Source organism: Variovorax sp. GW822-FHT04A09 (genome assembly GCF_058801005.1).
Genome location: NZ_JBXAMV010000002.1, coordinates 127,866 through 152,845 on the forward strand (window position 1 = coordinate 127,866; position 24,980 = coordinate 152,845).

A 24,980-nucleotide genomic window follows, 5' to 3' on the forward strand; every position below is an offset into this window, starting at 1 on the left:
AGTGTGCCGGTTCGATTCCGGCCCCGGCAACCTCAGACTGTGCGCAGTGCGGGCTTGGCGTCGGCCACGTAGTTGATGACCACGGGGCGGTATTTCAGGAGTAGTGCGGCGTGCTCTTCAGCGAGGTAGCGAATCAGCGCTTCCATACTGTCGATCATGTACACGTAGTCCCAGCTTTGGTATGGCAGAACGGATGTGCTGGCGTAGTGCCACCCCCACTGAGTGCCTGGTGCTCGCCAGCACGAGTACGCCCACTCTTGAAGCGCCTCGATGCTCATGTAGTGGGGCCACTTGTCCGACTTGTGTTTTCTGCTGCTTTCAAACCGCGAGAAAAGTGAGCCGGAAATTAGAACGGCCGCCACCTTGTCGGGCTCATCTTTGACGGCCCAGAGATGAGCCAGCGTATCGGTCTCTCCTCGCCGCATACCCGACTCCGGATGCACCGGCCCAACTGTTCCTGGCCAGCGCTCGAAGTGCTGGTGGATGTTGGCGCGCAACATATCAAAGTCTTTGTTCGGCCACCACGAAAGGGCGGGCTTCCGTTCGCCAGCGGGGTCATAGACCGAGACCTCGCGGAAGATTTGGGTGACGTCAACCTCAAAGTCATTGAGCCGATCGCGCCAGTCGCGCAATACGCGTTCCCAGTTCCAGCCGTGCGAGAACTCGCCAGCTTCTCTGAGCAGTTGCTCCCGCAACGATTCGGGTTTTGAGGTTCGCATGATCACTTGCCTGAAGGATCCTGGGATCCTAGCTGAGCCCTTTTCCGTGCCCGCCGCGACCCCGGCGTGACAGGCAGGTATTCGCTGCGGGGATCGTTCCACGCGAAACGTCACCCTCGACGCGAGGTGCTTGGCGGCAGCAGAAGATCAGACTTGCGCAGCAGTTCGGAGGGCGTGTATTCGGCCATGCCCCTTATTTTCGTTGCCGCGCTGAGATGAACGAAGGGGCTCGTGATCGGGGTAGATCATTTGCCCCTCACGCAACCTACCTCCCCGACCCATACCGCCGCACCAAAATGCGCGTCCCTGCCGCAGCCTCAAACTGCTGCCAAGCCAGCACCGCATTCCCCACTTCATTCATCGCCAGGTCCGGCGAAGTCGCAATCTCGTCCGTGCCCTCCTGGGCCACAGGCGTCCCCCAGCCATCCGCCAGCGTGTGCCGGGCCGCATAGAGATCGCTGGTCCCCACCCCATTGCCCTGCGCCCACGCCACCAACGCATTGGTCGCGTCGTCCACGCCCAATGCAGGCAAGCTCGCCAACGCCTGCGAAGCCGCCGCCCGCACCACACGGTCCGCGCCGAACGCCGCGCCCGGTGCCGCCGTCGCTGCCATGAGCGCGTTGTCCAGCCGCCCCCAGCTCACGACCGCCGCACCCGCCGCATTCATGCGCAGCACGGGCGTGCTCAACAACGCCTGCGTGGCGACGAACGGTGCGCCCACCCGTGCGGTGCCGCTCTGCCACGCGCCCGCCGAGAAGCGCTTGAACCACACGGCGCTCTCCCACTGGTTGCTGCCGCCGGGCAGGTCGGCCTGGCCCCAGGCGAGCAGGGCGTTGCCGGCGGCGTCGATGGCCAGGTCGTGGGCACCGATCGAGTGGCCGGTGCCGGTGTCGGGCACGAGTTCGGTGGCCGTGGTCCAGGTGCCGCTTGCGTTGGCGCGGTTGGTCCAGAGCGAGGCGCTGCTGCCGTCGGAGCGTTTCCATACGGCGACCGATTCGCCAGACCCCGCGACCACCACAGCCGGGTCGCCGTCGACGCTGCCCACGACCTCGTTGGTCTCGATGAGCGCGGCGGTGCCCCAGCCGCCGGCCGGGGTGTAGCGGTTGGCGTAGATGCTGAAGCGCGTGGCCGGGCCGATCTGCGACCACACGGCGACGGCGTTGCCATTCGCGTCGATGCCCACGCTGGCGTTGCCGACGATGCCGGTGCCGGTCTCCAGCAGTGCGGGGCTGCCCCAGCCGCTCGCGGGGTCGACGGGCAGCGCCCACAGGTCGTAGCCGGTCACGGAGCTCAGCTGGGTCCACAGCACGACGGCACGGCCGCTGGGCTTGTCGATGGCGACGCGGATGTCGCGCACGCCGCCGGCGTTGGCCTCGAGGCGCTGCGGTGCGGTCCAGCCGCTGCCTGGCAGGTAGCGGCTGCCCCACAGCCGATCCACCTGGGGGTTGCCTTCGATCTGGCGCCACACGACCAGCGCGCGCCCCTGCGCGTCGATCGCGGTCTTCGGCAGGCTGGCGCCGCCGGCCGACAGCGCCGACGCATCGCCCCAGCCGATCACCGGCGGTGCGGCCACGAAGGTGGCCGTCACGCCGAGCGCGGCGTCCATCCGCACGGTGCAGGTGCCGGCGTTGCCGCTGCAGGCGCCGCCCCAATTGCCGAGCACCTGCCCCGCCGCTGGCGTGGCCGCGAGGACGACCTCGGTGCCCGCGCTGAAATCGGCACTGCAGCGGTCGGTGCAGTCGATGCCCGCGGGCTGCGATCCGACGTGGCCGTTGCCGGTGATGCCGACCTCCAGGCGATGCGTCACTGCCGCCGGCGGGGGCGCGGGCGGGAAGATGCCCAGGGGCGGCAACGCGCCGCCGCCCGATCCGCCGCCACCGCCGCCACAGGCCGCCAGCAGGGCCAGCGCGCCTGCGCACACCATCCACCGTCCGTAGTTGCTCGTCTTCGTCATGTCCGTGTTCCTCCTCGTCCGCTGGCGCCGGGGCCCGGCGCCTTCTGTGCTTGCTTGTTCGTTCAAGAGGGGCGGATCGTAGGGACGGCTGCGCGTGCGGCCCATAGCACCTTCGGGCACCTGCCCGAAGGTGCTATGGGCTGGCGCAAGGTGTCCCGATAGGCTCGCTGCATGACCTCTTCACGAACGCGCCTGTGCTCGCCCTTGCTTCTCATCGCTGCCGCTCTGGCAGGCGGATGCGCTTCGCATGCCGTGACCGACGACGCCATCGTCACGAACACCTCGCGGGCGCTGGGCCTCCCGCCGCAGGCGTTCACCATCTCGAACCGGGCCGACAGCGGCGTGCAGACGACCTTCCAGGCGCGCACCGACGGCGGGCGGGTCTACAGCTGCTACGTGGAGGGTTCGGTGTCGGTCGTGGGCCGGGTGGTCAGCGACGCCATCTGCCAGGAGATGCGCCAGAGCGATGCCCCCGCGTCCGCACGCCGCTCCGCCACGCGGCCGACGACCAGCCCCGCACCGGCCTGCAACGCGCTGCTGCGCGCGGCCGGCCGTTGCAACTGAGGCTTCGCGAAGGCCGGCGCGGCACCGATGCGCCGGTGTAGACAACAATGGCGCCCTACGAGGAGAGGGCGCGGGCCGGGCCCGCACCTGAGGATCACGGCACCATGAAACTCCTGCTTGTCGACGATCACCCGCTGTTCGGTGTCGGCTTTGCGCACGCGCTGACGCACGCTCGCCCCGACTTCGAAGTGCAGACCGCGCTCTCGCTGGCCGAGGGCGTAGCGCGGGCCTCGCAATGTGCGCCCGACATCGTGCTGATCGACTACCGCCTGGGCGGTGAAGACGGCCTCGAAGGCCTGCGTCTCTTCGGTGCCCGGCATCCGCTTGTGTCGCGCCTGATGATCTCGGGCGACGAAGAGCCGGCACTCGCCGCACGCGCACGCGCCGCGGGTGCGGCCGGCTTCATCGGCAAGTCGCGTTCGGTGGCGCACATCGCAGCGGCGCTGGACGAGGTGGCCGCGGGTGGCGAGTCTTTCGACGTGCTGGTCTCGCGCACCGGCCTGCCGGTCGCGAGCCTCACGCCGCGCCAGCTCGAAGTGCTGCTGCTGGTGGCGCAAGGTCGTCAGAACAAGCAGATCGCCGCCGAGCTGGCGATCGCGGAGCGCACGGTCAAGCTCCACATCACGGCGCTGCTCGACACGATGGACGCGCGCAACCGCACCCACCTGCTGGTCCAGGCGCGGCGCGCGGGGCTGCTGCTGGAGCCGCGATGAAGCCTTCGGTGCCTGCCGCTCTCGCACCTCCGCTGAAAGCGCCGCGCGTTGCCGGTGTGCGTGGCCTCATCGCCGTGTGCCTGCGCTTCTCGGACCTCCAGCTCCAGCAGGTCGAGCAGATGATCCGCACCACGCCGTGGGCGTGGATGCTGGCCGCGCTCGGCGGGTACCTGTGCTACCGCGAATACGCGACGGGCGCGGACGGCGCGCGGGTGCAGGCGTGGTTCACCGTCTACTGCGTTCTCGTGGCCGTGCGGGGCGGCATCTGGGTGGCATGGGCGCTGCGGCCGGGCCTTCGGTCGAACCTCGCGGCGATGGCGTTGCCCCTCATGGCCAGCAGCCAGAGCCTGGCCCTGTCGTGGGGCGTCTTGTGCGTCCTGCTGCAGAACGACGGACCGGCGCAGGCCGAGGCCATCCTTCACATCACGATGGTCACCGTCTCGCTCGGCGGCGCGATCCGGCTCTCGACGATGGAGCGGTCGGCCATCGTCTATGTGGGCCTCATCCTCGGCCCGCTGGTGCTGCGCGACATCTGGTTCGGCGGCAGCTACCACCTGGCCATGGCAATGATCGTGACGCTCATCGGCGTCTACACGCTGCTGAGTTCCCGTGAGCTCTCGCGCGCGCTGCACGAGATCCAGGCGCAGCGTCGGCGCAATGCCGAACTGGTGACCGCGCTGAGCGCCGAAAACGAGCGCAGCCGCTCGGCCCGCCAGACCGCCGAAGAAGCCGTCGCCGCGCGCATGCGTTTCTTCGCCTCGGCCAACCACGACCTGCGCCAGCCGCTCAACGCGATGGCGCTGCTGGCGCAGACCCTGCACACGGTCAGCACGCAGCCGCAGGTGCAGGCGCTCTCCGAGCAGCTGGTGGCCTGCGCCGACGGCATGACCGACGTGGTGGACGACCTGCTCGACATCACGCGCGCCGATGCCGGATCGATCAGCCCGCAATGGTCGCTCTTCGCCATCGACGAGTTGCTGCGCGACTGCTGCCGGCCGCACCAGGCCGTGGCCGCGGCCAAGGGGCTGACGTTCGAGCTGGCCATCGACCCCGCCACCGTCCGCAGCGACCGCGCCTTGCTCACGCGCGTCGTCACCAACCTGCTGGCGAACGCCATCCGCTACACGCACAAGGGCACGGTGCGGATCGGCGGCCGGGTCGAGAACGGCCGGCTGCGGCTGGCCATCGAAGACACGGGCATCGGCATCGCGCCCGAGCACCTGCCGCACGTCTTCGACGAGTTCTATCAAATCGATAACCCGGCGCGCGACCGCCGCCTGGGCTACGGCCTGGGCCTTGCGACGGTCAAGCGATTGAGCGAGCTGCTCGACCTGCGCGTGACCGTGCGCTCGCAGCCGGGGCTGGGCAGCGTGTTCGACGTGCAGGTGCCGTTGGCCGATGCGGCCGAGAGCGGCCGGACGGAGGACGTCGAGCGGCTCGCCGCGTCATCGACGGCCGCATTGGCCGCGCGCGTGCTCGTGCTCGATGACGACCAGAGTTCGTTGCTGGCGCTGCAAGGGCTGCTGGCTTCCTGGGGCGCGGAGGTCCGCGCCGCGAGCGACATGGCGAGCGCACTGGCGTGCCTGCAGGCGGGCTTCCGGCCCGATGCGCTGGTGGTGGACCTGCGGCTCGGCCTGCAGGCGAGTGGCCTCCAGGCCATCGCGGACCTGCGCCTTGCGTTGAACGAAGCCGACCTGCCTGCGTTGATCGTGACCGGCGACGTCGGCGGCGATTCGCTGGCGGCGGCACGCGAGGCCGGCCTGCCGGTGCTCGTCAAGCCGGTGCGGCCTTCGCAGCTTCGCGCCTTCCTGGGCCATGCGCAGGCCTGGAGACGGACTGGCGTCTCGAGCGAGTAGCTGCAAGCCCCGGGCGATTCACTTCGCGCGGGGTCTCATCCTCCCCATCCATTGCCCAGCCCGGTCAAGGCACGGCATGTGCGATGGCGCGGGAAAACACCGAGAGCGCGTTCGTTGACTGGCCCACCCGCAATCCCTAAAGTTCATCCATCTGATCAATTGAGCAGTTGAAGATCAAATGTTCGCAAAATACACGACATGGACCCCGAACTGAGTCTTTCCATCCGCGCCGCATGGCTGGCCTATGTGGGCGGCCACACGCAGGAGCAGATCGCCGAGCGGCTCGGCGTGTCGCGCGTCAAGGTGCAGCGGCTGATCGCCTCGGCCATGCAGAGCGGGCTGATCAAGTTCTTCGTGGAAGGCGTGCCTGCCGAGTGCATGGCACTCGAAGACAAGCTGGTGGAAGCCTTCGGCCTGAAGCGCTGCGTGGTCGTCCCGACCACCCAGGCCGACCTGGACGATGCGACCGATGCGATCCCCGCGCTGGCAGTGGCAGCCGCACGCCAGCTGACCCGTGTGCTCGACGCCGGCGAGGTGCGCACCATCGGTGTGGGCCACGGTCGCACGCTGGCTGCGATGGTCGAGCGGATGCCCGCGGCGAATCGCAAGGACACGCGCTTCATTTCGCTCCTGGGCAGCCTGACGCGCCGCTCCGCCGCCAACCCGTTCGACCTGATTGCCAAGCTGGCCGAGCGCACGGGCGGCGAGTGCTACTTCATGCCGGTGCCGTTCCTGGCCGACAGCCGGGCCGACGCTCAGGTGCTGCGCGCCCAGCGTGGCGTGCAGCACGTGCTTGAGCTCGTGCGCGAGTGCCAGCTCTGCGTCGTCGGTGTCGGTGACCTGGGCCCGGACACCCATCTGCTGCGCACCCAGTCGGTCACGGCCAAGGAGCTGGCGGCGCTGCGCAAGGCGGGGGCGGTGGGCGAGCTCGCCGGCTGTTTCGTGGCGTCGAACGGCGAACCGGTGAAGTGCGAGATGAACGAACGCGCGGTCGGTGCGTCGCTGGACGACCTGCGCGGGCGCGACGTGCTCGCGGTGGCCGGTGGCACGTACAAGGCCGAGGCGATCTGCGCGGTGCTCAACACCGGCCTGATCACCGAGCTGATCGTCGACGAGGCGACCGCGCAGCTGTGCCTGCGCCATCAGGCCGGTCAGCGCGGCTGACCGAGCCGCCATCTTCCGGCCGTCGGAGTCGGTGCCCCTAGAGCGCCAACGTCGACCGGAACACACAGGTTCAAGAGGATCAACAGGGAGGAGGTTCGCATGGGCGCCCAGCTCGAAATTTCCGCGCGCAGACCGTTCCGTCTGCGGACGTCGGCCTGCGTGTGGACCGCGGTGCTCCTGCTGCTGTTCGTGGCGATGGCGCTGGACACCAAGGCGGTCCGTATCGGCTCCTCCGAGGACGCACGGGTCGACGCGTTCTCGGCCGAGGCCTACGGCAAGAAGGCATTCGCACCCATTCGGGCCCTGATCGAAAAGGCGGCCGTCGACGCCCCGGTGCTGGCGCAGGCCCTCGCGGCGGACAAGGCGGCCGCGGGCGAGACCTACGGCAAGCCCGGGAGCGTCGGGCCGATCTTCCCGGTCCGGTTCACCGGGACGGTCGGCGAGGGCCGTGCGGGCATCTTCACTGTGGCGGTCGACGGCCTGCCGCAAGGGTTGCAGCTTCGCGTGCAAACCGGGCCGGCCCTCAACGGCACCGAGGTGCGGGACGCCACGGGCACCGTGGCCTTCGGCCAGTTCACCAACCAGATCGACTACCAGGACGCGGGCTCGGCACTGAACAACGAGGTCAAGGCGCAGGTGCTCGGCACGCTCGACCGCGACACGCTCACCGGCAGGAAGGTCGACGTCGTCGGTGTGTTCCAGCTCATCAATCCGTCGAGCTGGCTCGTCACGCCCGTGCGGCTGGGCGTGCAATGAGCGCCGCTGGCATCGCCCGTCATCCCGACAGCGCGATCGTGCTGTCGGCACAAAGCATCGCCAAGTCGTACGGCAGCGTGCAGGCGCTCAAGGGCGTGAACTTCGACATCCACCGCGGACAGGTCACGACGCTGTTCGGTGAAAACGGCGCCGGCAAGTCCACGCTGATGAAGATCCTCTCGGGCGTGGTCACGCCCACGTCGGGCGACATCGTGCTCGACGGCGTGCCGGTGGTCCTGGCGTCGGCCGCCGACGCACGCGAACGCGGCATCTCGATCATCCACCAGGAGCTGAGCCTGGCACCGAACCTCTCGGTGCGCGATAACGTCTTCATGGGCCGCGAGCTGCGCAGCGCCACCGGCGTCGACTTTGCCGAAGAGGCGCGGCGCACGCGGGCGCTGATGGCAGAGCTCGAGGAAGCGATCGATCCGTTGACCTTGGTCGAAGACCTGCGCCTCGGGCAGCAGCAGATCGTCGAGATCGCGCGTGCGCTGTCGGTCAACAGCCGCATCCTGATCATGGACGAGCCCACGTCGGCGCTCTCGGCGACGGAGGTGGAGGCACTGTTCAAGGTGATCCGCGACCTCACGGCGCGAGGGGTGTCCATCGTCTACATCTCGCACCACCTGGAGGAGGCGCTGCAGATCACCGACCATGCGGTGGTGCTGCGCGACGGTGCCATGACCGCCAAGGCGCCGCGCGCCGAGATCGATCTCGAATGGATCGTGCGCCACATGGTCGGCGAGAACTTCGATCTGGGCAGCCCGCCCGGCGGCTACGACTTCGGCCCGGTCGCGCTGGCCATCGAGGACGCCGTCCTCACCGAAAGCTCCGGCGCCGACGTCGTCGACCATGTGTCGCTCGACGTGCGGTCGGGCGAAATCGTCTGCATCTACGGGTTGATGGGCGCGGGGCGCACCGAGTTGCTGGAGGCCGTGGCCGGCCGTTGCGCACTCGACGGCGGGCGCGTGCTGCTCGAAGGGCAGGACGTGTCGAAGCTGAGCATCGCGCAGCGCATCGCCAAGGGCCTGGCGCTGGTGCCCGAAGACCGCCAGCGCGACGGCCTCGTGCAGACGATGAGCGTCGGCCAGAACCTCTCGCTGGCCAGCATCGGCGCCTTCGTTCGCGGGTGCTTCACATCGCCGGCCCGGGAACGTGCATGCGTCGACGAGTCGATCCGGCGCGTCACCGTCAAGACCAGCGGTGGCCAGGCGGCCATCGGATCGCTGTCGGGCGGGAACCAGCAGAAGGTGGTCATCGGGAAGATGCTGGCCACTCACCCGAAGGTCTTGCTGCTCGATGAGCCGAGTCGAGGCATCGACGTCGGCGCCAAGGCCGAGGTGTTCCGCCTGCTCGCCGAGCGCGCGCGGCAGGGCCTCGCGGTCGTGTTCTCGACCTCGGAGGTGAGCGAATGCCTGGGTGTCGCGCACCGGATCGTCGTCATGCGACGGGGGCGGATCTCGGCCCAGTTCGGCGCCGACGCCACCAAAGAAATGATCATGGCCGCCTCGGGCGAAGCCATGGTTGCCTGAATGAAGCCCTTCGAGTGGACATCACCATGAGCGAAGCCCCATCCCCAGCCCTGCCTTCCGGTCCTGCCAACGGCGGAGGCGGCGGCATCGACATCGTCCGCCTCCTGCTCGAAGGGCGCGCCTTCTTCGCGCTCATCGCGATCGTGGCCGTGTTCTCGTTGCTGTCGCCCGTGTACTTCTCGACCGGCAACTTCCTCATCATGTCGTCGCACGTCGCCATCTTCGGGCTGCTGGCCATCGGCATGCTGATCGTGATCCTCACCGGTGGCATCGACCTGTCGGTCGGATCGACCCTCGGCCTGTGCGGGGTCGTCGCCGGCTACCTGATGCAGGGCGTGACGATCGACGCGCTCGGCCTGGTGCTCTACCCGCCGGTCTGGGTCGTGGTGGTGCTGACCTGCGCACTGGGTGCCTTCGTCGGGGCCGTCAACGGCGTGCTGATCGCTTTCTTCAAGGTGCCGGCTTTCGTGGCCACGCTGGGCGTGCTGTACGTCGCGCGCGGCGTGGCGCTGCTGATCACCAACGGGCTGACCTTCAACAACCTCGGCGGCCTGCCCGAGTTGGGCAACACGGGCTTCAACTGGCTCGGCTTCGACCAGGTCCTGGGCATGCCGGTCGGCGTGCTGGTGCTTGCCATGGTCGCGGTGGTGGCGGCCGTGCTGCTGAACCGCACGGCCTTCGGGCGCTGGGTGTATGCGAGCGGCGGCAACGCGCGGGCGGCCGAGTTGTCGGGCGTGCCCGTGCGATTCACGACCGTCACCGTCTACGTGCTGTCCGGTGTCTGCGCCGCCATTGCAGGCCTGGTCCTGTCGTCGCAACTGACCTCGGCCGGCCCGACGGCGGGCAGCACTTACGAACTCACCGCGATCGCCGCCGTCGTGGTGGGCGGCGCAGCGCTCACCGGCGGGCGCGGCAACGTGCGCGGCACGCTGCTCGGCGCCTTCGTCATCGGCTTCCTGTCCGATGGGCTCGTGATCATCGGCGTGTCCTCCTACTGGCAGACCGTCTTCACCGGCGCCGTGATCGTGCTCGCGGTGCTGCTGAACGCCATCCGGTACGGCCGTCGGCCCGCGCGTGCCGCGACCCCGGCCGTACCCGCCCAGCCACGGCCCACGGCCTGAAAGATTCCCGTCCGCCGCAGCCGCGGCATCTGTCCAGAAGAAACCACCAAGGAGACGAAGTCATGTTGAACACCACCCGCCGCACGCTGCTTGCTGCACTCTCGCTCACGCCCCTGATGGCCAGCCCGGCATGGGCCCAAGGCAAGGGCAAGGGGCTGATCACGATCATCGTGAACGACCCCGCCAACCCCTACTGGTTCACCGAAGGCGAAGTGGCCAAGGCCACGGCGCAGAAACTGGGCTACACCGCGGTCGTCGCCGCGCACACCGGCGACACCAACACCGAGAGCCGGCTGATCGACACGGCCATCACCAACAAGTCGGTCGCCATCATCCTCGACCCCGCGAACGCGAGCGGCTCGGTGGGCGCGGTGCAGAAGGCGGTGGCCGCGAAGATCCCCGTGATCCTCGTCAATGCCGAGATCAACAAGGAGGGCCTGGCGCAGGCGCAGCTCGTGTCGAACAACGCCCAGGGCGCCGCGCTCGGGGCCCAGCACTGGGCCGAGCTGATGGGCAACAAGGGCAAGTACGTCGAGCTCGTCGGCGCTCCTTCCGACAACAACGCCGCGACCCGGTCGAACGGCTTCAAGACCGTGCTGAGCCAGTACCCGGACCTGGCCAAGGCCGGCTCGGAAGTCGCCAACTGGAACCGGACGCAAGGGCACAACAAGATGCAGTCGCTGATGCAGGCGCACCCCGACATCAAGGGCGTCATCAGCGGCAACGACGAGATGGCCCTCGGCGCGATCGCCGCGCTCAAGAAGGCAGGCAAGTTCAACGGGGTCGTCGTCGGCGGGTTCGACGGTTCGCCGGACTCGGTGGCCTCGGTCAAGGCCGGCGAGCTGGCCTACACGGTGCTCCAGCCCGTCGCGGTGTTCGCCGCCGCTGCCGTGCAGCAGGCCGACTCGTTCATCCGAACCGGCAAGACCGGTGCCAAGACCGAGAAGCAGCTGTTCGACTGCCTGCTGATCACCAAGGGTAATGCCGCCAAGTACTCCTCGCCGTTCGTCCTGGACAAGTAAGCCCGCGGAACGTCACGCCACCCCGGTACCGCAAAGTTCCGGCGGCGCTCGCCACGCGACGCCGCCGGTTGCACGGCCGGTTCGAAGAAATGGAAAGCACATGAAGATCGCCATTGCCGCGGACACCGCGGGCGCGCCCCTTGCCGAGGTTCTTGCCAGGCACTTCACTGGCCGTGAGGGCCTCGAGGTGACCCACATCGGCCTGCCCGAGGAGGACGCCGACTTCTTCTATGCCGACCTCTCCGACCGGGTCTGCCAGGGCATCCTCAGCGGCCTCTACGACCGCGCGATCCTCGTGTGCGGAACCGGCATCGGTGTCTGCCTCTCGGCCAACAAGGTGCCCGGCATCCGCGCGGCGCAGACGCACGACACCTACTCGGCAGAGCGCGCCGCGCTCTCCAACAACGCGCAGGTCATCACCATGGGGGCGCGGGTGATCGGGGCCGAACTGGCCAAGGCGGTGGCGCAGGCCTACCTGTCCTCGCACTTCGACCCCCACGGCACGTCGGCGCGCAACGTCCGCGCCATCGATGCGCTGGACGAGAAGTACCACGCGAAACACCGATGAGCGCAACCCGTTCGTTCGACGGCCGGCACTGACGCGCATGGCACGCGACCTCATCATCGGCGTGGACGCCGGAACCTCGGTCATCAAGGCCGTGGCCTTCGACCTGCAGGGCCGGCAGGTGGCGGTGGCCAGCACGCCGAACCGCGTGCTGCTCGGCCCCGACGGCGCGGCCGAGCAGGACCTCGACGGAACCTGGACCGACACCGCAGCCACGCTGCGCGCGCTGGCCGGGCGCGTTCCCGGCCTCGCCGCGCGCGTGGTGGCCCTGGCGGCCACCGGCCAGGGCGACGGGACCTGGCTCGTCGATGCCGACGGCCGCCCGGTCGGGCCCGCGATGCTGTGGCTCGACGCGCGCGCCGGCCGTCACGTGCAGGCGCTGCGGGAGACGCCGGCCTCGCGGCTCGTCGCCGCGCGCACCGGCAACGCGCTCAACCCGTCGATGCAAAGCGGCCAGCTGCTGTGGCTGCAGGCGCACCAGCCCGAGCGCCTGGCACGGGCCGCATCGGCCATGCATTGCAAGGACTGGCTCTTCTTCAAGGCCACGGGCGTGCGTGCGACCAGCCCCTGCGAAGGCGTCTACACCTTCGGCAACTTCCGAAGCCTGGCCTACGACGACGAGACCCTGGCACTGCTCGGCCTGGAGGCCATCAAGCACCTCCTGCCGTCGATTGTCGACGGCACCCGCAGCCATGCGCCGCTGACCCGCAGCGCCGCCGCCGAAACAGGATTGCCCGAAGGCCTGCCGGTGGTGCTGCCGCTCATGGACGTGCCGCTGTGCGTGCTCGGCGCCGGCGGCATGGCGTTCGATGCGCAGGGCGGGCTGCGGTACGTCGGCTGCTCGGTGCTTGGCAGCACCGGGATGCACGGCTGGGTCACCGACAACACGGCGGCCATCGAACCGAGCGCCGAAGCCGGCTACACCATCGCGATGCCCGCGCCGGGCCTGCGGGTCCGCCTGGTCTCGCACATGGCGGCGACGCTGAACATCGACTGGCTGCTCCGGCTGCTCGGCAGCGCGGCCGAACTGGCCGGCGGCGCGGCGTTGCCGCACGCGCAGATGCTGGAGCGGCTCGATGCGCTGGTGCTGTCCACGGCACCCGCACAGGCGGTCTACCACCCCTACATCGCGCAAAGCGGCGAGCGCGGCCCCTTTGTCGATGCGAGCGCCCGTGCGCAGCTCAGCGGCTTCAGCGCCACGCTGGGCGTGGCCGGCCTGTCGCGGGCGGTCTTCGAAGGCATCGCGATGGCCACGCGCGACTGCTACACCGCGCTCGGCACGCTGCCCGAGGAGATCCGCCTGTCCGGCGGCGCCGCACGCAGCCTGGCGCTGCGACAGATGATCGCGTCGGTCACCGGGCGCCCGGTGCGCGTGTCGAACCGCGAGGAGTGCGGCGCCGCAGGCGCGGCCATCACCGCCGCGCTGTCGATCGACAGCCACGCCAGCATTCACCAGATGCTGCCCCAGTGGGTCGATGCCTACCTCGACGAGGCGGTCACCTTGCCGGACCCGGGCCAGACCGCGCTCTACGACCAGATCTACGGGCAGTACTGCGAGACCGCACAGCGGGCGAGGGCGCCCTGGCAGGCCCTGGCCGACATCCGGCGTGCCCACCTCGATGCCGCCGTGCAGGAGATCCGATGAACGACTTCGTCCCGCCCGCCGTGCTGGCGCGGGCCTTCGAGCCGGCCGACGCGACCTGGCTCCATCCCGCGCAGCGGCGGCGCGACCTGGCCGAAGCCTCGCGCAGCGTGGCCGACGTGCTCGTGATCGGCGCGGGCGTGACCGGCGCGGGCGCCGCGCTCGATGCCGTCGCGCGCGGACTCTCGGTGGTGCTGGTCGAGGCGGGCGACATTGCCACCGGCACCTCGTCGCGTTCGGGCAAGACCTTTCACGGCGGCCTGCGCTACCTCGAGCAGCTCAACTTCAAGTTGGTGGCGCACGCGATCGAAGAGCGCGACCTGATGGTCAAGGTCCTGTGCCCGCACATTGCCCGCCCGGAGTCTTTTCTCTATCCGCTCACCCGCGCCTGGTGGGAGCGGCCCTATGTCGCGGCCGGCGTGCTGCTCTACGACCTCTTCGGCCTGAAGGGCGGCGCTGTCCCGCGCCAGCGCCATTTCGGCCGGGCGGCGCTCAAGCGGCACGTCCCCTCGATCGATGCGCAGCGCGTGGTCGGCGGTGTCCAGTTCCATGACGCGCTGATGGACGACGCGCGCCACACGCTCGCGGTCGTGCGCACGGCGGCCGGTCGCGGCGCCCGGGTCATCACGCGGGCGCCCATGGTCGAGTTCATCAAGGACGGCGAGCGCGTCGCGGGCGTCGTGGTGCAAGACACCCTCACCGGCGAACGCCATCGCCTGGCTGCCCGCGCGGTGATCAGCGCCACCGGCATCTGGGCCGACGACATCCAGCAGCGCGCGGGCGCCAACAGCTTCCGGGTGCAACCCGCGAAGGGCGTGCACATCCTGCTACGGCCGGAAGCGCTGCAGTCCGACACCGGCATCCTCGCCCGCGCCACCGATTCCGTCATCATCGCGCGCCGCTGGTACGGCTACTGGCTCGTCGGCACCACCGACACGCCGTGGCACGGCGACAAGTCGCAGCCGGTCGCCGAAGCGGCCGATGTCGACTACCTGCTCGACAACCTCAACGCCTACCTCGAACGCAAGGTCGGCCGCGCCGACGTGCTCGGCACCTTCGCCGGCCTGCGTCCGCTGCTGAAGTCGGTCGGTGCCACCGATTCGACATCGGCACTGCTGCGCGACCACGCGGTGATCGACGGGCCGCCCGGCCTCACCACCGTCGTCGGCGGCAAGTACACGACCTACCGCCGCATGGCGGCCGACGCGGTCGATGCCGCGGTGCGGCCCCTGGGGGTGGGCACGCCATCGTCCACGGCCTCGCTGCCGCTGGTCGGGGCCGGCGACTGGGCCGCGGTGCGCGACAGCGCCGGCGACCTGGCGCGGCACTTCGGCATGGGCATCGGCGATGCGGGTCGCCTGCTGCAGCGGCACGGCGACCGGGTGCGCGACCTGCGGGCGCTCGCGCGGGCCAGGCCCGCACTGCGCGCGACGCTGCCCGGTGCCCCGCACTACCTGGTCGCCGAACTCGTGCATGCCGTCGTCGCCGAGGGCGCGCACACGCTGACCGACGTGATGACGCGCCGCACCCACCTGTCGATCGAACTCGCCGATGGCGGGCTGGCCCTGGCCCCCTTCGTGGCCGGGTGCATCGCGCCGTACCTGGGCTGGTCGACCGACGACACCCGCCGGCAGCTAGCGGCTTACCGCGAACTCATCGCGGCGGAGCGTGCGGCGCTGGGCCCCGGCGTTGCCGTGCCGCCGGCCGCGTCGCCTGCCGCTGCCCCTGTCCCGCTCGCCGCGGCCCTGTAGAGCCATCCCTTCGCGCACACCCCGCGGGCCGCGTCCGGCCCCGCCCTTACCCAGGAGACCTGCTTTATGTCCATGAACCGTGTCGTCAACCACCCCGATCGCGTCGTCGAGGACATGCTCGGGGGCTGGCTGCTGGCCCACGGCGACAGCGTCGAGGCACTGCCCGCCAACCCGCGTGTCGTCAAGCGCGCCCGGGCGCCCGAGCGCGGCAAGGTCGGTGTCGTGACCGGCGGCGGGTCGGGGCACGAGCCGGCGTTCCTCGGCTACGTGGGAGACGGCATGGTCGATGCCGTGGCCGTCGGAGAGATTTTTTCCTCGCCCACGGCCAAGAGCTTCCTGGACGCGATCCGCATCGCCGACGGCGGCGCGGGCGTGGCCTGCCTCTACGGCAACTACGCCGGCGACAACATGAACGTCGGCATGGCCCGCCAGATGGCCGAGCGCGAGGGCATCGTGGTCAGGACCGTGGTCGCGAACGACGACGTGCCCTCGGCCGCCAAGGGCGACGAGGCACGGCGCCGCGGTGTCGCGGGAGAGATCTTCATGTGGAAGGTCGGTGCCGCCAAGGCCGCGCTCGGCGCCTCCCTCGACGAGGTGATCGCCGCGGCGCAGAAGGCCATCGCGAACACGCGCAGCATCGGCGTGGGCCTGTCCGCCTGCGTGATCCCCGCAGTCGGCAAGGCCAACTTCCACATCGAGCCGGGCACGATGGAAGTCGGCATCGGCCACCACGGCGAACCCGGCATCGACGTGCGGGCGACGGCGAGCGCCGCCGAGATGGCGCAGCTCATGCTCGACGTCGTGCTGCCCGACCTGCCGTTCAGCGCCGGCGACCGGGTCGCGGTGCTGATCTCGGGGCTCGGCGCCACGCCGGTGATGGAGCAGTACATCCTCTACGGAGAGATCGCGCAGCGTCTGCTGGCCCGGGGCATCACGGTGGCGTTCAACCAGGTCGGCAACCTCTTCACCTCGCTCGAGATGATGGGTGTGACGCTGACCCTCATGAAGCTCGACGACGAACTCGAGGCCTGCCTGAAGCACCCCTGCCGCAGCGTCGGGCTGAGCGTGCCCGGCGACGCCGCGCAGGGCCGCACCTACAGCGGGAGCGCCCGCATGAACCCTGCCGTGGCCACGGCGCCCGCGTCTTCGGGCGCCGGCGCGCGCGCACGCACGGTGAGCGGGGCCACGCTGGCCCTCGCGGAAGCGGGCCCCGTCGTGCGCGACCTCATCGACGCCATCGTCGCGAACCGGCAGCACCTGAGCGAGATCGACGGACTGATCGGCGACGGCGACCACGGCATCAACATGGCCAAGGGCTTCACCGGCTGCGGCACGCGCCTGGACGCGCTCGGCCCGCGCGCCGCGTCGCTGCCCGCTGCGCTCGAGCAGCTGTCGCAGGCGCTGATGGACGACATCGGCGGCTCGATGGGGCCGCTCTATGGCCGCTTCTTTCTCGGCTTCGTCGACACCCTCGCGCCGCATGAACAACTCGACGCGGCGCTGTTCGGCGAGGCGCTGGCCGTGGCGGTTGCCAACGTGCAGGCAATGGGCAATGCCCAGGTCGGCGACAAGACGCTGATCGACACGCTCGTGCCGGCGCGCGATGCCTACGCCGCCGCACTAGCCGCCGGCGCAGGCTTCGCTGCCTGCCTGCAGGCCATGAGTGCTGCCGCGCAGCAGGGGCGCGACGCCACCAAGGACCTGCAGGCCCGCATCGGCCGTTCGGCGCGGCTGGGTGCGCGCTCGATCGGCGTGCTCGACGCCGGCGCCACCTCGTGCTGCCTGATCCTGCAGACGCTGGTGGCTTCGCTGCAGCGCCGGCTGGCCCCCTGAATTCGACTGTCACACGCAAGGAAAGCCTTTTTCATGACCACCATTCAAGCCGTCGTCTTCGACATGGACGGCATCCTGATCGATTCGGAAGTGCTCTGGCGCCAGGCCCGCGAGGAGTTCGCCGCAGACCACGGCATGACCTGGAGCGCCGAGGACCAGGAAGCCACCATGGGCTGCAACACCCGCATGTGGTCGCGCCTCATGGTCGAGCGGCTCGACCTGCGCGCCAGGCTCGGCATGGACGAGGCCGCGATCGCCCGCGAGATCAAGGCGCGCCTGCTGGCGAAGTACGAGGTGCACCTGCCCGAGCGCGAAGGCGCCATCGCTGCGGTGCGCCTGGCGGCGACCCGCTACAAGGTCGCGCTGGCCTCCGGCTCACCGAACGAATTGGCGGCGCACGTGATGAAGGTGACGGGCCTCGACAAGGTCTTCCTGGCCACCACGTATGGCGACGACGTCGCGCACGGCAAGCCCGCGCCCGACATCTACCTCGACGTGCTGCAGAAGATCGGCGTGAAGCCCGAGCACGCCGTCGGCGTCGAGGACTCCGGCAACGGCATCCGCTCGCTGCGTGCGGCCGGCATGGGCATCATCGCGGTGCCCGGGCCGGAGTTCCCGCTCGGTCCCGACGTGCTTGCCCTGGCCGACGTGCGCATCGCCGAGCTGACGGCGTTCGACCTCGACCTCGTCGAGCGCGCCGGCGCGGCGCACCGGGCGCGGATGCGCTGACGGGCCGGGCAGCCCGAGGCCCGAAAGAAATCAGCGGCTCTCGACCGCGTGCCCCGCAATCGCATCGATCACCGGCGCCCACGTCACCTTCGGCAGCGCGTGCCCCATGCCCTCGATGGTCACCATCCGCGCGCCGGGCACGTGGCGCGCCACGTCCTTCCCGCATTCGATCGGCACCAGCGGATCGACATCGCCGTGGATCACCAGCGTCGGCGCCTTCAGCGACGCCAGACGCTCCCTGCGGCTGCCTGACGCGATGATGGCCGCGAGCTGGCGCGCGTAGCCGGCGGGGTGCAGGCCGCGTTCGAAACTGCGTTCCGCGCGCGCGGCGTCGAGCGCCTCTTCGTCCGGATGCGAACCGGCGCGCAGCACCTTCATCACCTGCTGCTGACGCGCGATGTAGCCGTCGCGGTCCAGCGGCGTGGGCGTGAGCAGCACCTGCAGCGCCTGCGGTTGAGGCGGCGGCAGGTCGGGCGCGCCGCTGGTGGCCATGATCGACACCAGCGTGCGCACGCGCGCCGGATGGCGCAGCGCGATCTCCTGGCCGATGGCGCCGCCCATCGACGCGCCGACGATGTGGGCGCTGCTGATGCCCAGCGCATCGAGCAGGCCGACCGCATCGTCGGCCATATGGGCCAGCGTGTACGGCACCTGGCTCGCGCTCACCGGCACGCCGGCCAGTGCCTGCCCGAGCAGCTTGGCCACGTCGGGAATACCCGCGGCGCTCAGGCGCGTGGACTGTCCGATGTCGCGGTTGTCGAAACGGATGACGCGGTAGCCGCGACCGGCCAGGCGCTCGCAGAAGGCTTCGTCCCACGCAATCATCTGCGTGCCCAGACCCATGATGAGCAGCAGCGGTGGCGCCGCCGGATCGCCGAAGCAGTCGTAGGCCAGCTCGATGCCGTTGGACGAAGCGAACGAAGGGGAGGAGGGGTCGCGTTGCATGGGGCGTGGCGGTGAAAAGGAAGGGGAGAGAAAGCAAGAGAAGCGAAAGGCAACCGTCGCGCGTTGCGCTTTGTGCCCTGCGGCCGGGACGGTGTTTCGTGGACGATCTTTCCGTGGGGCCCCGCAGCGAGAAAGGTTCGTTCAGACCAACCGGGAGTGACTTCGGGACAATTTGGCGCTATCGGGAAACTCCGAGTCTGCGCGTGCAGAACGCTTCGATATCCTGCGACGACCTTGGAGTGCGAGGCCAGTGGCGGCCCGCCATCGAAGGCATGTGTTCTGAAGGGATTGAATCGTCGTGCATCGTTCGCCACCCGACTTCGCGTCACGCGTCTACGGACCCCAGCGCGTCGCAGCCATCGTCACCACCCTGGTCGAAGAAGGCATCGCACCGGAACAAACCCTGAGCGGAAGTGGCCTGACGGAAGACCAGCTGCGCGCACCGGCGACGCGGATTTCCTACGAGCAGGCGGCCGTGGTCTTCCGCAACGCGGTGCGTCTGGCGCCCGGTCCCAGCATCGCCTTTCGCGCGGGCATCCGCATGCACCTCACGGCCTACGGCATGTACGGCTACGGGCTGCTGAGCAGCCCCACGCATGCCGACCTGATGGACTTCACCATCAAGTACAACCGCGTCATGGGCCCCGTGGCCGGGCCGGTGTCGTACACCTGCAGCGGCGGCACGGCGGTGCTGCCCTACGAGGTGCTGCTGTCGTCCGACCCGCAAGACCCGCTGTACCGCTTCGCGCTCGAGTTCGCCTTCGCGGTGCACCTGCGGTTGGGGCGCGATCTCTTCGGTCCGTCGTTCGGTCTTTCCGCACTGCACGTGCGCTTCGCCGAGCCCGAAGATTTGAGCGCCTACCGCACGCTGTTCTGCTGCCCCGTGGCGTTCGGCCAGCCGCGCGATGAACTGCATGTGGGATCGCCGTGGGTGGGCCATCCCTCGCGGCTGCCCGACTCGGTCACGCATGCGATGGTGAGCGAGATGTGCCAACAGGTGCTGGCCGACCTGCCGCGCTCGGGCGGTGTCTCGTCGGTGGTGCGGCGCACGCTGATCGACCACATGCCGTGGCGCTTTCCGACCATCGAGCCGATGGCTTCGGAGCTGTCGATCCATCCGCGCACCTTGCGCCGACGCCTCGAGACCGAAGGCACGACCTACCGCGGCATCCTGGCCGACGTGCGCCGCGTGCTGGCCATCGAGTACCTGCGCACCACGCGCATGACCACCGAGGAAATCGCCGAGCGGTTGGGCTACAGCGACGCCTCGAACTTCCGCCACGCCTTCGTGCGCTGGACCGGTCGCAGCCCGCAGGACTACCGCGCGGCGAAGGCCTGAGCCACGCCTGCGCGATGCCGCATCGGGCATCGTGAACCACAGCTGATTCGCACGCGCGCGCCTGCGTGCAGCGTTCGCGTGGCCGTCGATCCGCACATCTGTTCGCAGTTGTGAGTCGCGCCTGCGCGGCGTTCGAACACGCGTCCCGAAATCACCGCGAAGTGGTCGCATCGCACCTTTCCTTGTCGACGTCGCCGCGAAAAGATGGCGCCCAGAGCAACGACAACAAAGTGCCCGATCCGAGCCTCGCTGAAGGCCCGGACGAGGCCGACAGGAGACAACAACATGGATGCACCTCGCGCGTGCCGGCATGCCCGGCACGGACTGGACGTACGCGGCGGGTTCACACCATGCATGCGTGCCGCCGCACAGGCCGGGCGCCGCCGTTGCGCGGCGCCGTCAACCCTTTTCCCCGACCTCGATCCTCTCTCGAACGACCGCCCGACCGGGTAGCCGTGTGCATCGCGTCTGCACGTCGGGCTTTTTCTTCGCCTCTCTTTTTTTTCTTTTCCCTTTCCCTCCACTCCCGAGATGACCATGACCGAATCTTCTTCGATGGCCCCGCCGTCCCGCCGCCTGCTGATGCTCGAGTGGCGCGCCGTGGCGGAGCTGTCCGCGTTCTTCACCATGGCCCCGATGCTGCGCATGGCGCCCGCGGGCGACGGGCATCCCGTGCTCGTGCTGCCCGGCCTCTCGGCGAGCGATGCCTCGACGCAGCCGCTGCGCGCCTTCCTGCGCGACCGCGGCTACCGCGCGCACGGATGGAAGCTCGGTCCCAACTTCGGCCCGCGCCCCGGCGTGGAAGACCAGATGCAGGAGCGCCTGGCCGAGCTGCACGAACGCTACCAGCGCAAGGTGAGCATCGTCGGCTGGAGCCTGGGCGGCGTGTTCGCACGCGAGCTGGCGCGGCGCGCGCCTTCGCAGGTGCGCAGCGTCATCACGCTCGGCAGCCCCTTTGCGGGTGAGCCGCGCGCGAGCAACGCGTGGCGGCTGTACGAGATGGTGAGCGAGCGCAAGGTCGAAGACTGGCCCGAGCGCGAACGCATGCGCACGCCGCCGCCCGTGCCGGCCAGCGCCATCTACAGCCGCAGCGACGGCATCGTGGCCTGGCAGGGCTGCCGCGAACGCGAGACCGCGACCTCGGAAAACATCGAGGTCGAGGGCAGCCACTGCGGCCTCGGCCACAACCCGGTGGTGCTCTATGCCATCGCCGACCGGCTCGCGCAGCCCGAGGGCCAGTGGAAGCCGTTCCGCCGAGAAGGCCTGCGCCGCCTGCTGTACCTCGATCCGCACCGCGACGTGCGCAAGGCCGCCTGACGCGTCGCATCACCAACTCACTCACTCACTTCCTGGAGACGCACATGAACAGCAAGCCCTGGCTGGCTTCCTACCCCGAAGGCGTGGCGTGGGACCACGCGATCACGCCCACCTCGGTCCAGCAGATCCTGACCGACGCCGTGGCCGGTTTTCCCGACCGGCCGGCCATCGACTTCATGGGCAAGCGCCTGAACTACCGCGAGCTCGGTGCGCTGGTCGACCGCGCCGCCAAGGGGCTGCAGGCCCTGGGCGTGCGCCCCGGCGTGCACGTGGGCCTGTTCCTGCCCAACACGCCGCACTACCTGGTCGCGCTGTTCGGCGTGCTGCAGGCGGGCGGCACGGTGGTGAACTACTCGCCGCTCGATGCGGCGAAGGTGCTCGAGCACAAGATCGAGGACAGCCAGACCGACTTCCTCATCACGCTCGACCTGGCCGCGCTGTACCCGCAGATGGCCGCCATGCTCGGCAAGACACGGCTGAAGAAGCTCATCGTCGGCAACCTCGCCGAGATGACGGGCGCGCCCGAGCAGGTGGCCGCGCAGATGAAGGCGAAGAACGAGACGGTCGAGATTTCCGGCGACGAGCACCACCTGCGTTTTTCCGACCTGCTCGACAACGACGGCCGCTACACGCCGCACCCCATCGGCGATCCGCGCGAGGCGCTGGCCATCCTGCAGTACACGGGCGGCACCACCGGCCTGCCCAAGGGCGCGATGCTCACGCACGCCAACCTGTCGTCGGCCTGCGAGCAGGTGGTGATCACGCAGTCGGGCACGCCGCCCGTGCTGCAGATGGGCACCGAGCGGCTGCTCGCGGTGCTGCCGCCGTTTCACATCTACGCGCTCACGGTCAACCTGCTGCTGGGCGTGCGCCTGGCGGCCGAGATCGTGCAGCACCTGCGCTTCGACCCCAAGGCCGCGCTGCGCGACATCGCCGAGAAGAAGCTCACCACCTTCTGCGGCGTGCCCACCATGTTCACCGCAGTGATCGGCGACCCCGACACGCCGCAGTACGACCTGCACTCGCTCAAGCTGTGCAACTCGGGCGGCGCGCCGCTGCCGATGGAGGTCGGCGAGCGCTTCCGCGCCATCACCGGCACCTGGCTGGCCGAGGGCTGGGGCATGACCGAAACATCGCCCACCGGCACCTTCTCGCCCGCGCACGGCCAGCGCAAGGCGGGCTCGTGCGGCATTCCGCACCCGGGCGTGGTCATCAAGATGCTCGACCTCGAGGACCCCACGCGCTACGTGCCGCTGGGCGAGAAGGGCGAGATGTGCATCCAGGGCCCCAACGTGATGAAGGGCTACTGGAACAAGCCCGAGGCCACGGCCGACAGCACCACCTTCGACGGCTTCTTCCGCACCGGCGACGTGGGCTACATGGACGAGGACGGCTTCGTCTTCATCGTCGACCGCTGCAAGGACATGCTGCTGTGCAGCGGCTACAACGTCTATCCGCGCGTGCTCGAAGAGGCCATCTACCAGCACCCGGCCGTGCACGAGGTGGCGGTGATCGGCGTGCCCGACGAATACCGCGGCCAGTCGCCCAAGGCCTTCATCACGCTCAAACCCGGCGCCGAGGCCTTCGACATCAAGGCCCTGCAGAGCTTTCTTAAGGAGCGCGTGGGCAAGCACGAGATGGTGCAGGCCCTGGAGATCCGCGCCACGCTGCCCAAGACGGCGGTGGGCAAGCTCTCCAAGAAAGACCTCGTGGACGAAGAGCTGCGCAAGCAGGCCGTCGCGGCGGCCACCGCCTGAGCGCGCATTCCCCAATTCCCACCGATCCCACCGACGAAAGAGGCCACGCCATGGACCACCTGAGCAGCATGGACGCGTCGTTCCTGCACCTTGAAACCCCCGAGACGCCGATGCACGTCGGCAGCCTCATGCTCCTGGACCTGCCCGAGGGCTACCGGGGCGACTACTACGAAGACGTGAAGGGCATGCTGGGCAAGCGGCTGCACCTGGCGTCGGTGCTCACGCGCAAGCTCGCGCAGATGCCCTTCGAGCTGGCCGAGCCGGTGTGGATCGACGACGACGACATCGACCTGGACTACCACGTGCGCAGCCTCACGCTGCGCCGCCCCGGCACCATGGAGCAGCTGCATCACCTCGTGGCGCGCCTGCATTCCAGCCTGCTCGACCGCAGCCGTCCGCTGTGGGAGATGTACGTCATCGAAGGCCTGGAGAACGGCCAGGTGGCCTTCTACACCAAGGCCCACCACAGCGGCGTCGACGGCAAGGCCGGCACCGAGCTGGCCAAGGTGCTCTACGACACCACGGCGCAGATGCGCGAGGTGCCGCCCGCGCGCCGCAAGCGCGGCAGCGGCAGCCACTACCAGCTCGGCGTGGCCGAGCTGCTGCAGGCGGCGGTGTCGAACTCGGCGCGCCAGTACCGCAAGCTCGCCGAGCTGCTGCCGGCGGCCGCGCGCGCCCTCACGGCGGCCGGCAGCGTGCTGGCGAGCCAGCAGACCGGCAAGGGCGAGCGCCGCCTGAGCCTGGGCATGGCGCCCAAGAGCATGTTCAACGACGCCATCACCAACCAGCGCTCGTACAGCACGATGTCGCTGCCCTTCGACGAACTCAAGGCGCTGGGCAAGCGCGTGGGCGGCACCGTCAACACCATCGTGATGGCGATGTGCAGCGAAGCGCTGGCCCGCTTCCTGAAGGAGCGCAACCTGCTGCCGAAAGAAGCGCTGATCGCCGGCGTGCCCGTGAGCCTGCGCGCGGAGGGCGACGACTCGATGAACAACCAGGTGTCGATGGTGCGCGTCGACCTGGCGACCGACATCGGCGACGCGGCCGAGCGCTTCAAGGCGATCCATGCCTCGTCGGAGGCGGCCAAGGCCGTGGTGCGCGAGCTCAAGCCCGTGCTCGGCGTGGACATGCCGATCACCGGCTCGCCATGGCTCATGACCAGCCTGGCGTCGCTCTACGGCCGCTCCAACCTGGCGCGCCGCGTGCCGCCCGCGGCCAACGTGCTGATCTCGAACGTGCCGGGGCCGGGTGCCACGCTCTACGTGGCGGGCGCGCGGATGATGCACTTCTACCCGGTGTCGATCCCGTACCACGGCAGTGCGCTGAACATCACGGTGCAGAGCTACGCGGGCTCGCTCGACTTCGGCCTCACGGCCTGCCGCCGCATCCTGTCGCAGGAAGAGTCGTACGAGCTGATCGGCCACCTGCGCGCGGCGCTGCGGCAGATCGAGCGGCTGCCCAGCGTCGAGGGCGCGGCCAAGCCGGCAGTCGCGAAAGAGGCGCAGGCCGAGGCCGTGCCCGCCAAGGCCCCGCGCCGCGCGAAGGCGCCGGCCGCCGCCAAGCCGCGTGCGGCTGCCACTGCTGCCGCACCCGCCAGCAAGAAGCCCCGCGCGCCGCGCAAGCCGGCCGCTCCTGCCAAGGGCAAGCGCGCCGCCGCCGCGGCCTAGCCTTCCCGCCGATTCCTTCACCGACCGACCCTCA

Annotated in this window: 20 protein-coding genes; 17 read left to right on the top strand and 3 right to left on the bottom strand. The window is 69.6% G+C overall.

The window, feature by feature from the left end:
• Positions 1 to 32: 32 nt before the first annotated feature.
• Complete coding sequence (locus tag AC1RLW_RS11700) at positions 33 to 725, bottom strand: hypothetical protein (protein WP_493193144.1); 693 nt, start codon at positions 723 to 725, stop codon at positions 33 to 35.
• A gap of 259 nt (positions 726 to 984) precedes the next feature.
• Positions 985 to 2,673, bottom strand: a complete 1,689-nt coding sequence (locus tag AC1RLW_RS11705) for an InlB B-repeat-containing protein (RefSeq protein WP_493193145.1) — start codon at positions 2,671 to 2,673, stop codon at positions 985 to 987.
• Positions 2,674 to 2,844: 171 nt separating this feature from the next.
• On the opposite strand from AC1RLW_RS11705, the gene AC1RLW_RS11710 reads away from it, so the two are divergent.
• From AC1RLW_RS11710 to AC1RLW_RS11770, 13 genes are all read left to right on the top strand, one after another.
• Positions 2,845 to 3,237, top strand: coding sequence for a hypothetical protein (locus AC1RLW_RS11710; protein WP_493193146.1), 393 nt, complete (start codon positions 2,845 to 2,847; stop codon positions 3,235 to 3,237).
• A gap of 104 nt (positions 3,238 to 3,341) precedes the next feature.
• Positions 3,342 to 3,950 (top strand): response regulator transcription factor, encoded by a 609-nt coding sequence (locus tag AC1RLW_RS11715; protein WP_447746830.1) that lies wholly within the window; start codon positions 3,342 to 3,344, stop codon positions 3,948 to 3,950.
• 8 nt (positions 3,951 to 3,958) lie between these two features.
• Positions 3,959 to 5,806, top strand: coding sequence for a sensor histidine kinase (locus tag AC1RLW_RS11720; RefSeq protein WP_493193147.1), 1,848 nt, complete (start codon positions 3,959 to 3,961; stop codon positions 5,804 to 5,806).
• A gap of 198 nt (positions 5,807 to 6,004) precedes the next feature.
• Positions 6,005 to 6,970: a sugar-binding transcriptional regulator gene (locus AC1RLW_RS11725; protein WP_492697469.1), complete on the top strand. Its 966-nt coding sequence runs from the start codon at positions 6,005 to 6,007 to the stop codon at positions 6,968 to 6,970.
• 99 nt (positions 6,971 to 7,069) lie between these two features.
• Positions 7,070 to 7,726, top strand: a complete 657-nt coding sequence (locus AC1RLW_RS11730) for a DUF2291 family protein (protein WP_493193148.1) — start codon at positions 7,070 to 7,072, stop codon at positions 7,724 to 7,726.
• Complete coding sequence (locus AC1RLW_RS11735; protein WP_493193149.1) at positions 7,723 to 9,258, top strand: sugar ABC transporter ATP-binding protein; 1,536 nt, start codon at positions 7,723 to 7,725, stop codon at positions 9,256 to 9,258. The genes AC1RLW_RS11730 and AC1RLW_RS11735 overlap by 4 nt, the downstream gene beginning before the upstream one ends.
• Positions 9,259 to 9,284: 26 nt before the next feature.
• A complete protein-coding gene (locus tag AC1RLW_RS11740; protein ID WP_493193150.1) occupies positions 9,285 to 10,379 on the top strand; it encodes an ABC transporter permease in 1,095 nt (364 codons plus the stop codon).
• A 62-nt stretch (positions 10,380 to 10,441) separates the two neighbouring features.
• A complete protein-coding gene (locus tag AC1RLW_RS11745; RefSeq protein ID WP_070062044.1) occupies positions 10,442 to 11,401 on the top strand; it encodes a D-ribose ABC transporter substrate-binding protein in 960 nt (319 codons plus the stop codon).
• Positions 11,402 to 11,501: 100 nt separating this feature from the next.
• Positions 11,502 to 11,969 carry a D-erythrulose-4-phosphate isomerase gene (gene derI / locus AC1RLW_RS11750; protein ID WP_492731129.1) on the top strand — a complete coding sequence of 156 codons (468 nt, stop codon included), beginning with the start codon at positions 11,502 to 11,504 and terminating at the stop codon, positions 11,967 to 11,969.
• A 37-nt stretch (positions 11,970 to 12,006) separates the two neighbouring features.
• Entirely contained in the window at positions 12,007 to 13,611 is a 1,605-nt protein-coding gene (locus AC1RLW_RS11755) for an FGGY family carbohydrate kinase (RefSeq protein ID WP_493193151.1), read from the top strand.
• Complete coding sequence (locus AC1RLW_RS11760) at positions 13,608 to 15,359, top strand: glycerol-3-phosphate dehydrogenase/oxidase (protein ID WP_493193152.1); 1,752 nt, start codon at positions 13,608 to 13,610, stop codon at positions 15,357 to 15,359. The genes AC1RLW_RS11755 and AC1RLW_RS11760 overlap by 4 nt, the downstream gene beginning before the upstream one ends.
• Before the next feature lie 66 nt (positions 15,360 to 15,425).
• Positions 15,426 to 17,192, top strand: coding sequence for a dihydroxyacetone kinase subunit DhaL (gene dhaL / locus AC1RLW_RS11765; RefSeq protein WP_493193153.1), 1,767 nt, complete (start codon positions 15,426 to 15,428; stop codon positions 17,190 to 17,192).
• Between the two features lie 33 nt (positions 17,193 to 17,225).
• The gene (locus AC1RLW_RS11770; RefSeq protein WP_493193154.1) at positions 17,226 to 17,921 is read left to right on the top strand and encodes an HAD family hydrolase; all 696 of its coding nucleotides are present in this window, start codon (positions 17,226 to 17,228) and stop codon (positions 17,919 to 17,921) included.
• A 30-nt stretch (positions 17,922 to 17,951) separates the two neighbouring features.
• On the opposite strand, the gene AC1RLW_RS11775 is transcribed toward AC1RLW_RS11770, so the two are convergent.
• Positions 17,952 to 18,866, bottom strand: a complete 915-nt coding sequence (locus tag AC1RLW_RS11775; RefSeq protein WP_493193155.1) for an alpha/beta fold hydrolase — start codon at positions 18,864 to 18,866, stop codon at positions 17,952 to 17,954.
• A gap of 298 nt (positions 18,867 to 19,164) precedes the next feature.
• Between AC1RLW_RS11775 and AC1RLW_RS11780 the strand changes: the two genes are divergently transcribed.
• The 4 genes from AC1RLW_RS11780 to AC1RLW_RS11795 all read left to right on the top strand — a co-directional run bounded on the left by AC1RLW_RS11780 (position 19,165) and on the right by AC1RLW_RS11795 (position 24,946).
• Positions 19,165 to 20,205: an AraC family transcriptional regulator gene (locus tag AC1RLW_RS11780; protein WP_493193156.1), complete on the top strand. Its 1,041-nt coding sequence runs from the start codon at positions 19,165 to 19,167 to the stop codon at positions 20,203 to 20,205.
• A 537-nt stretch (positions 20,206 to 20,742) separates the two neighbouring features.
• Positions 20,743 to 21,522, top strand: coding sequence for an esterase/lipase family protein (locus AC1RLW_RS11785; protein ID WP_095948796.1), 780 nt, complete (start codon positions 20,743 to 20,745; stop codon positions 21,520 to 21,522).
• Between the two features lie 44 nt (positions 21,523 to 21,566).
• Positions 21,567 to 23,279 (top strand): long-chain-fatty-acid--CoA ligase, encoded by a 1,713-nt coding sequence (locus AC1RLW_RS11790; protein WP_493193157.1) that lies wholly within the window; start codon positions 21,567 to 21,569, stop codon positions 23,277 to 23,279.
• Between the two features lie 50 nt (positions 23,280 to 23,329).
• Positions 23,330 to 24,946 (top strand): wax ester/triacylglycerol synthase family O-acyltransferase, encoded by a 1,617-nt coding sequence (locus AC1RLW_RS11795; protein ID WP_493193158.1) that lies wholly within the window; start codon positions 23,330 to 23,332, stop codon positions 24,944 to 24,946.
• Positions 24,947 to 24,980: the final 34 nt, after the last annotated feature.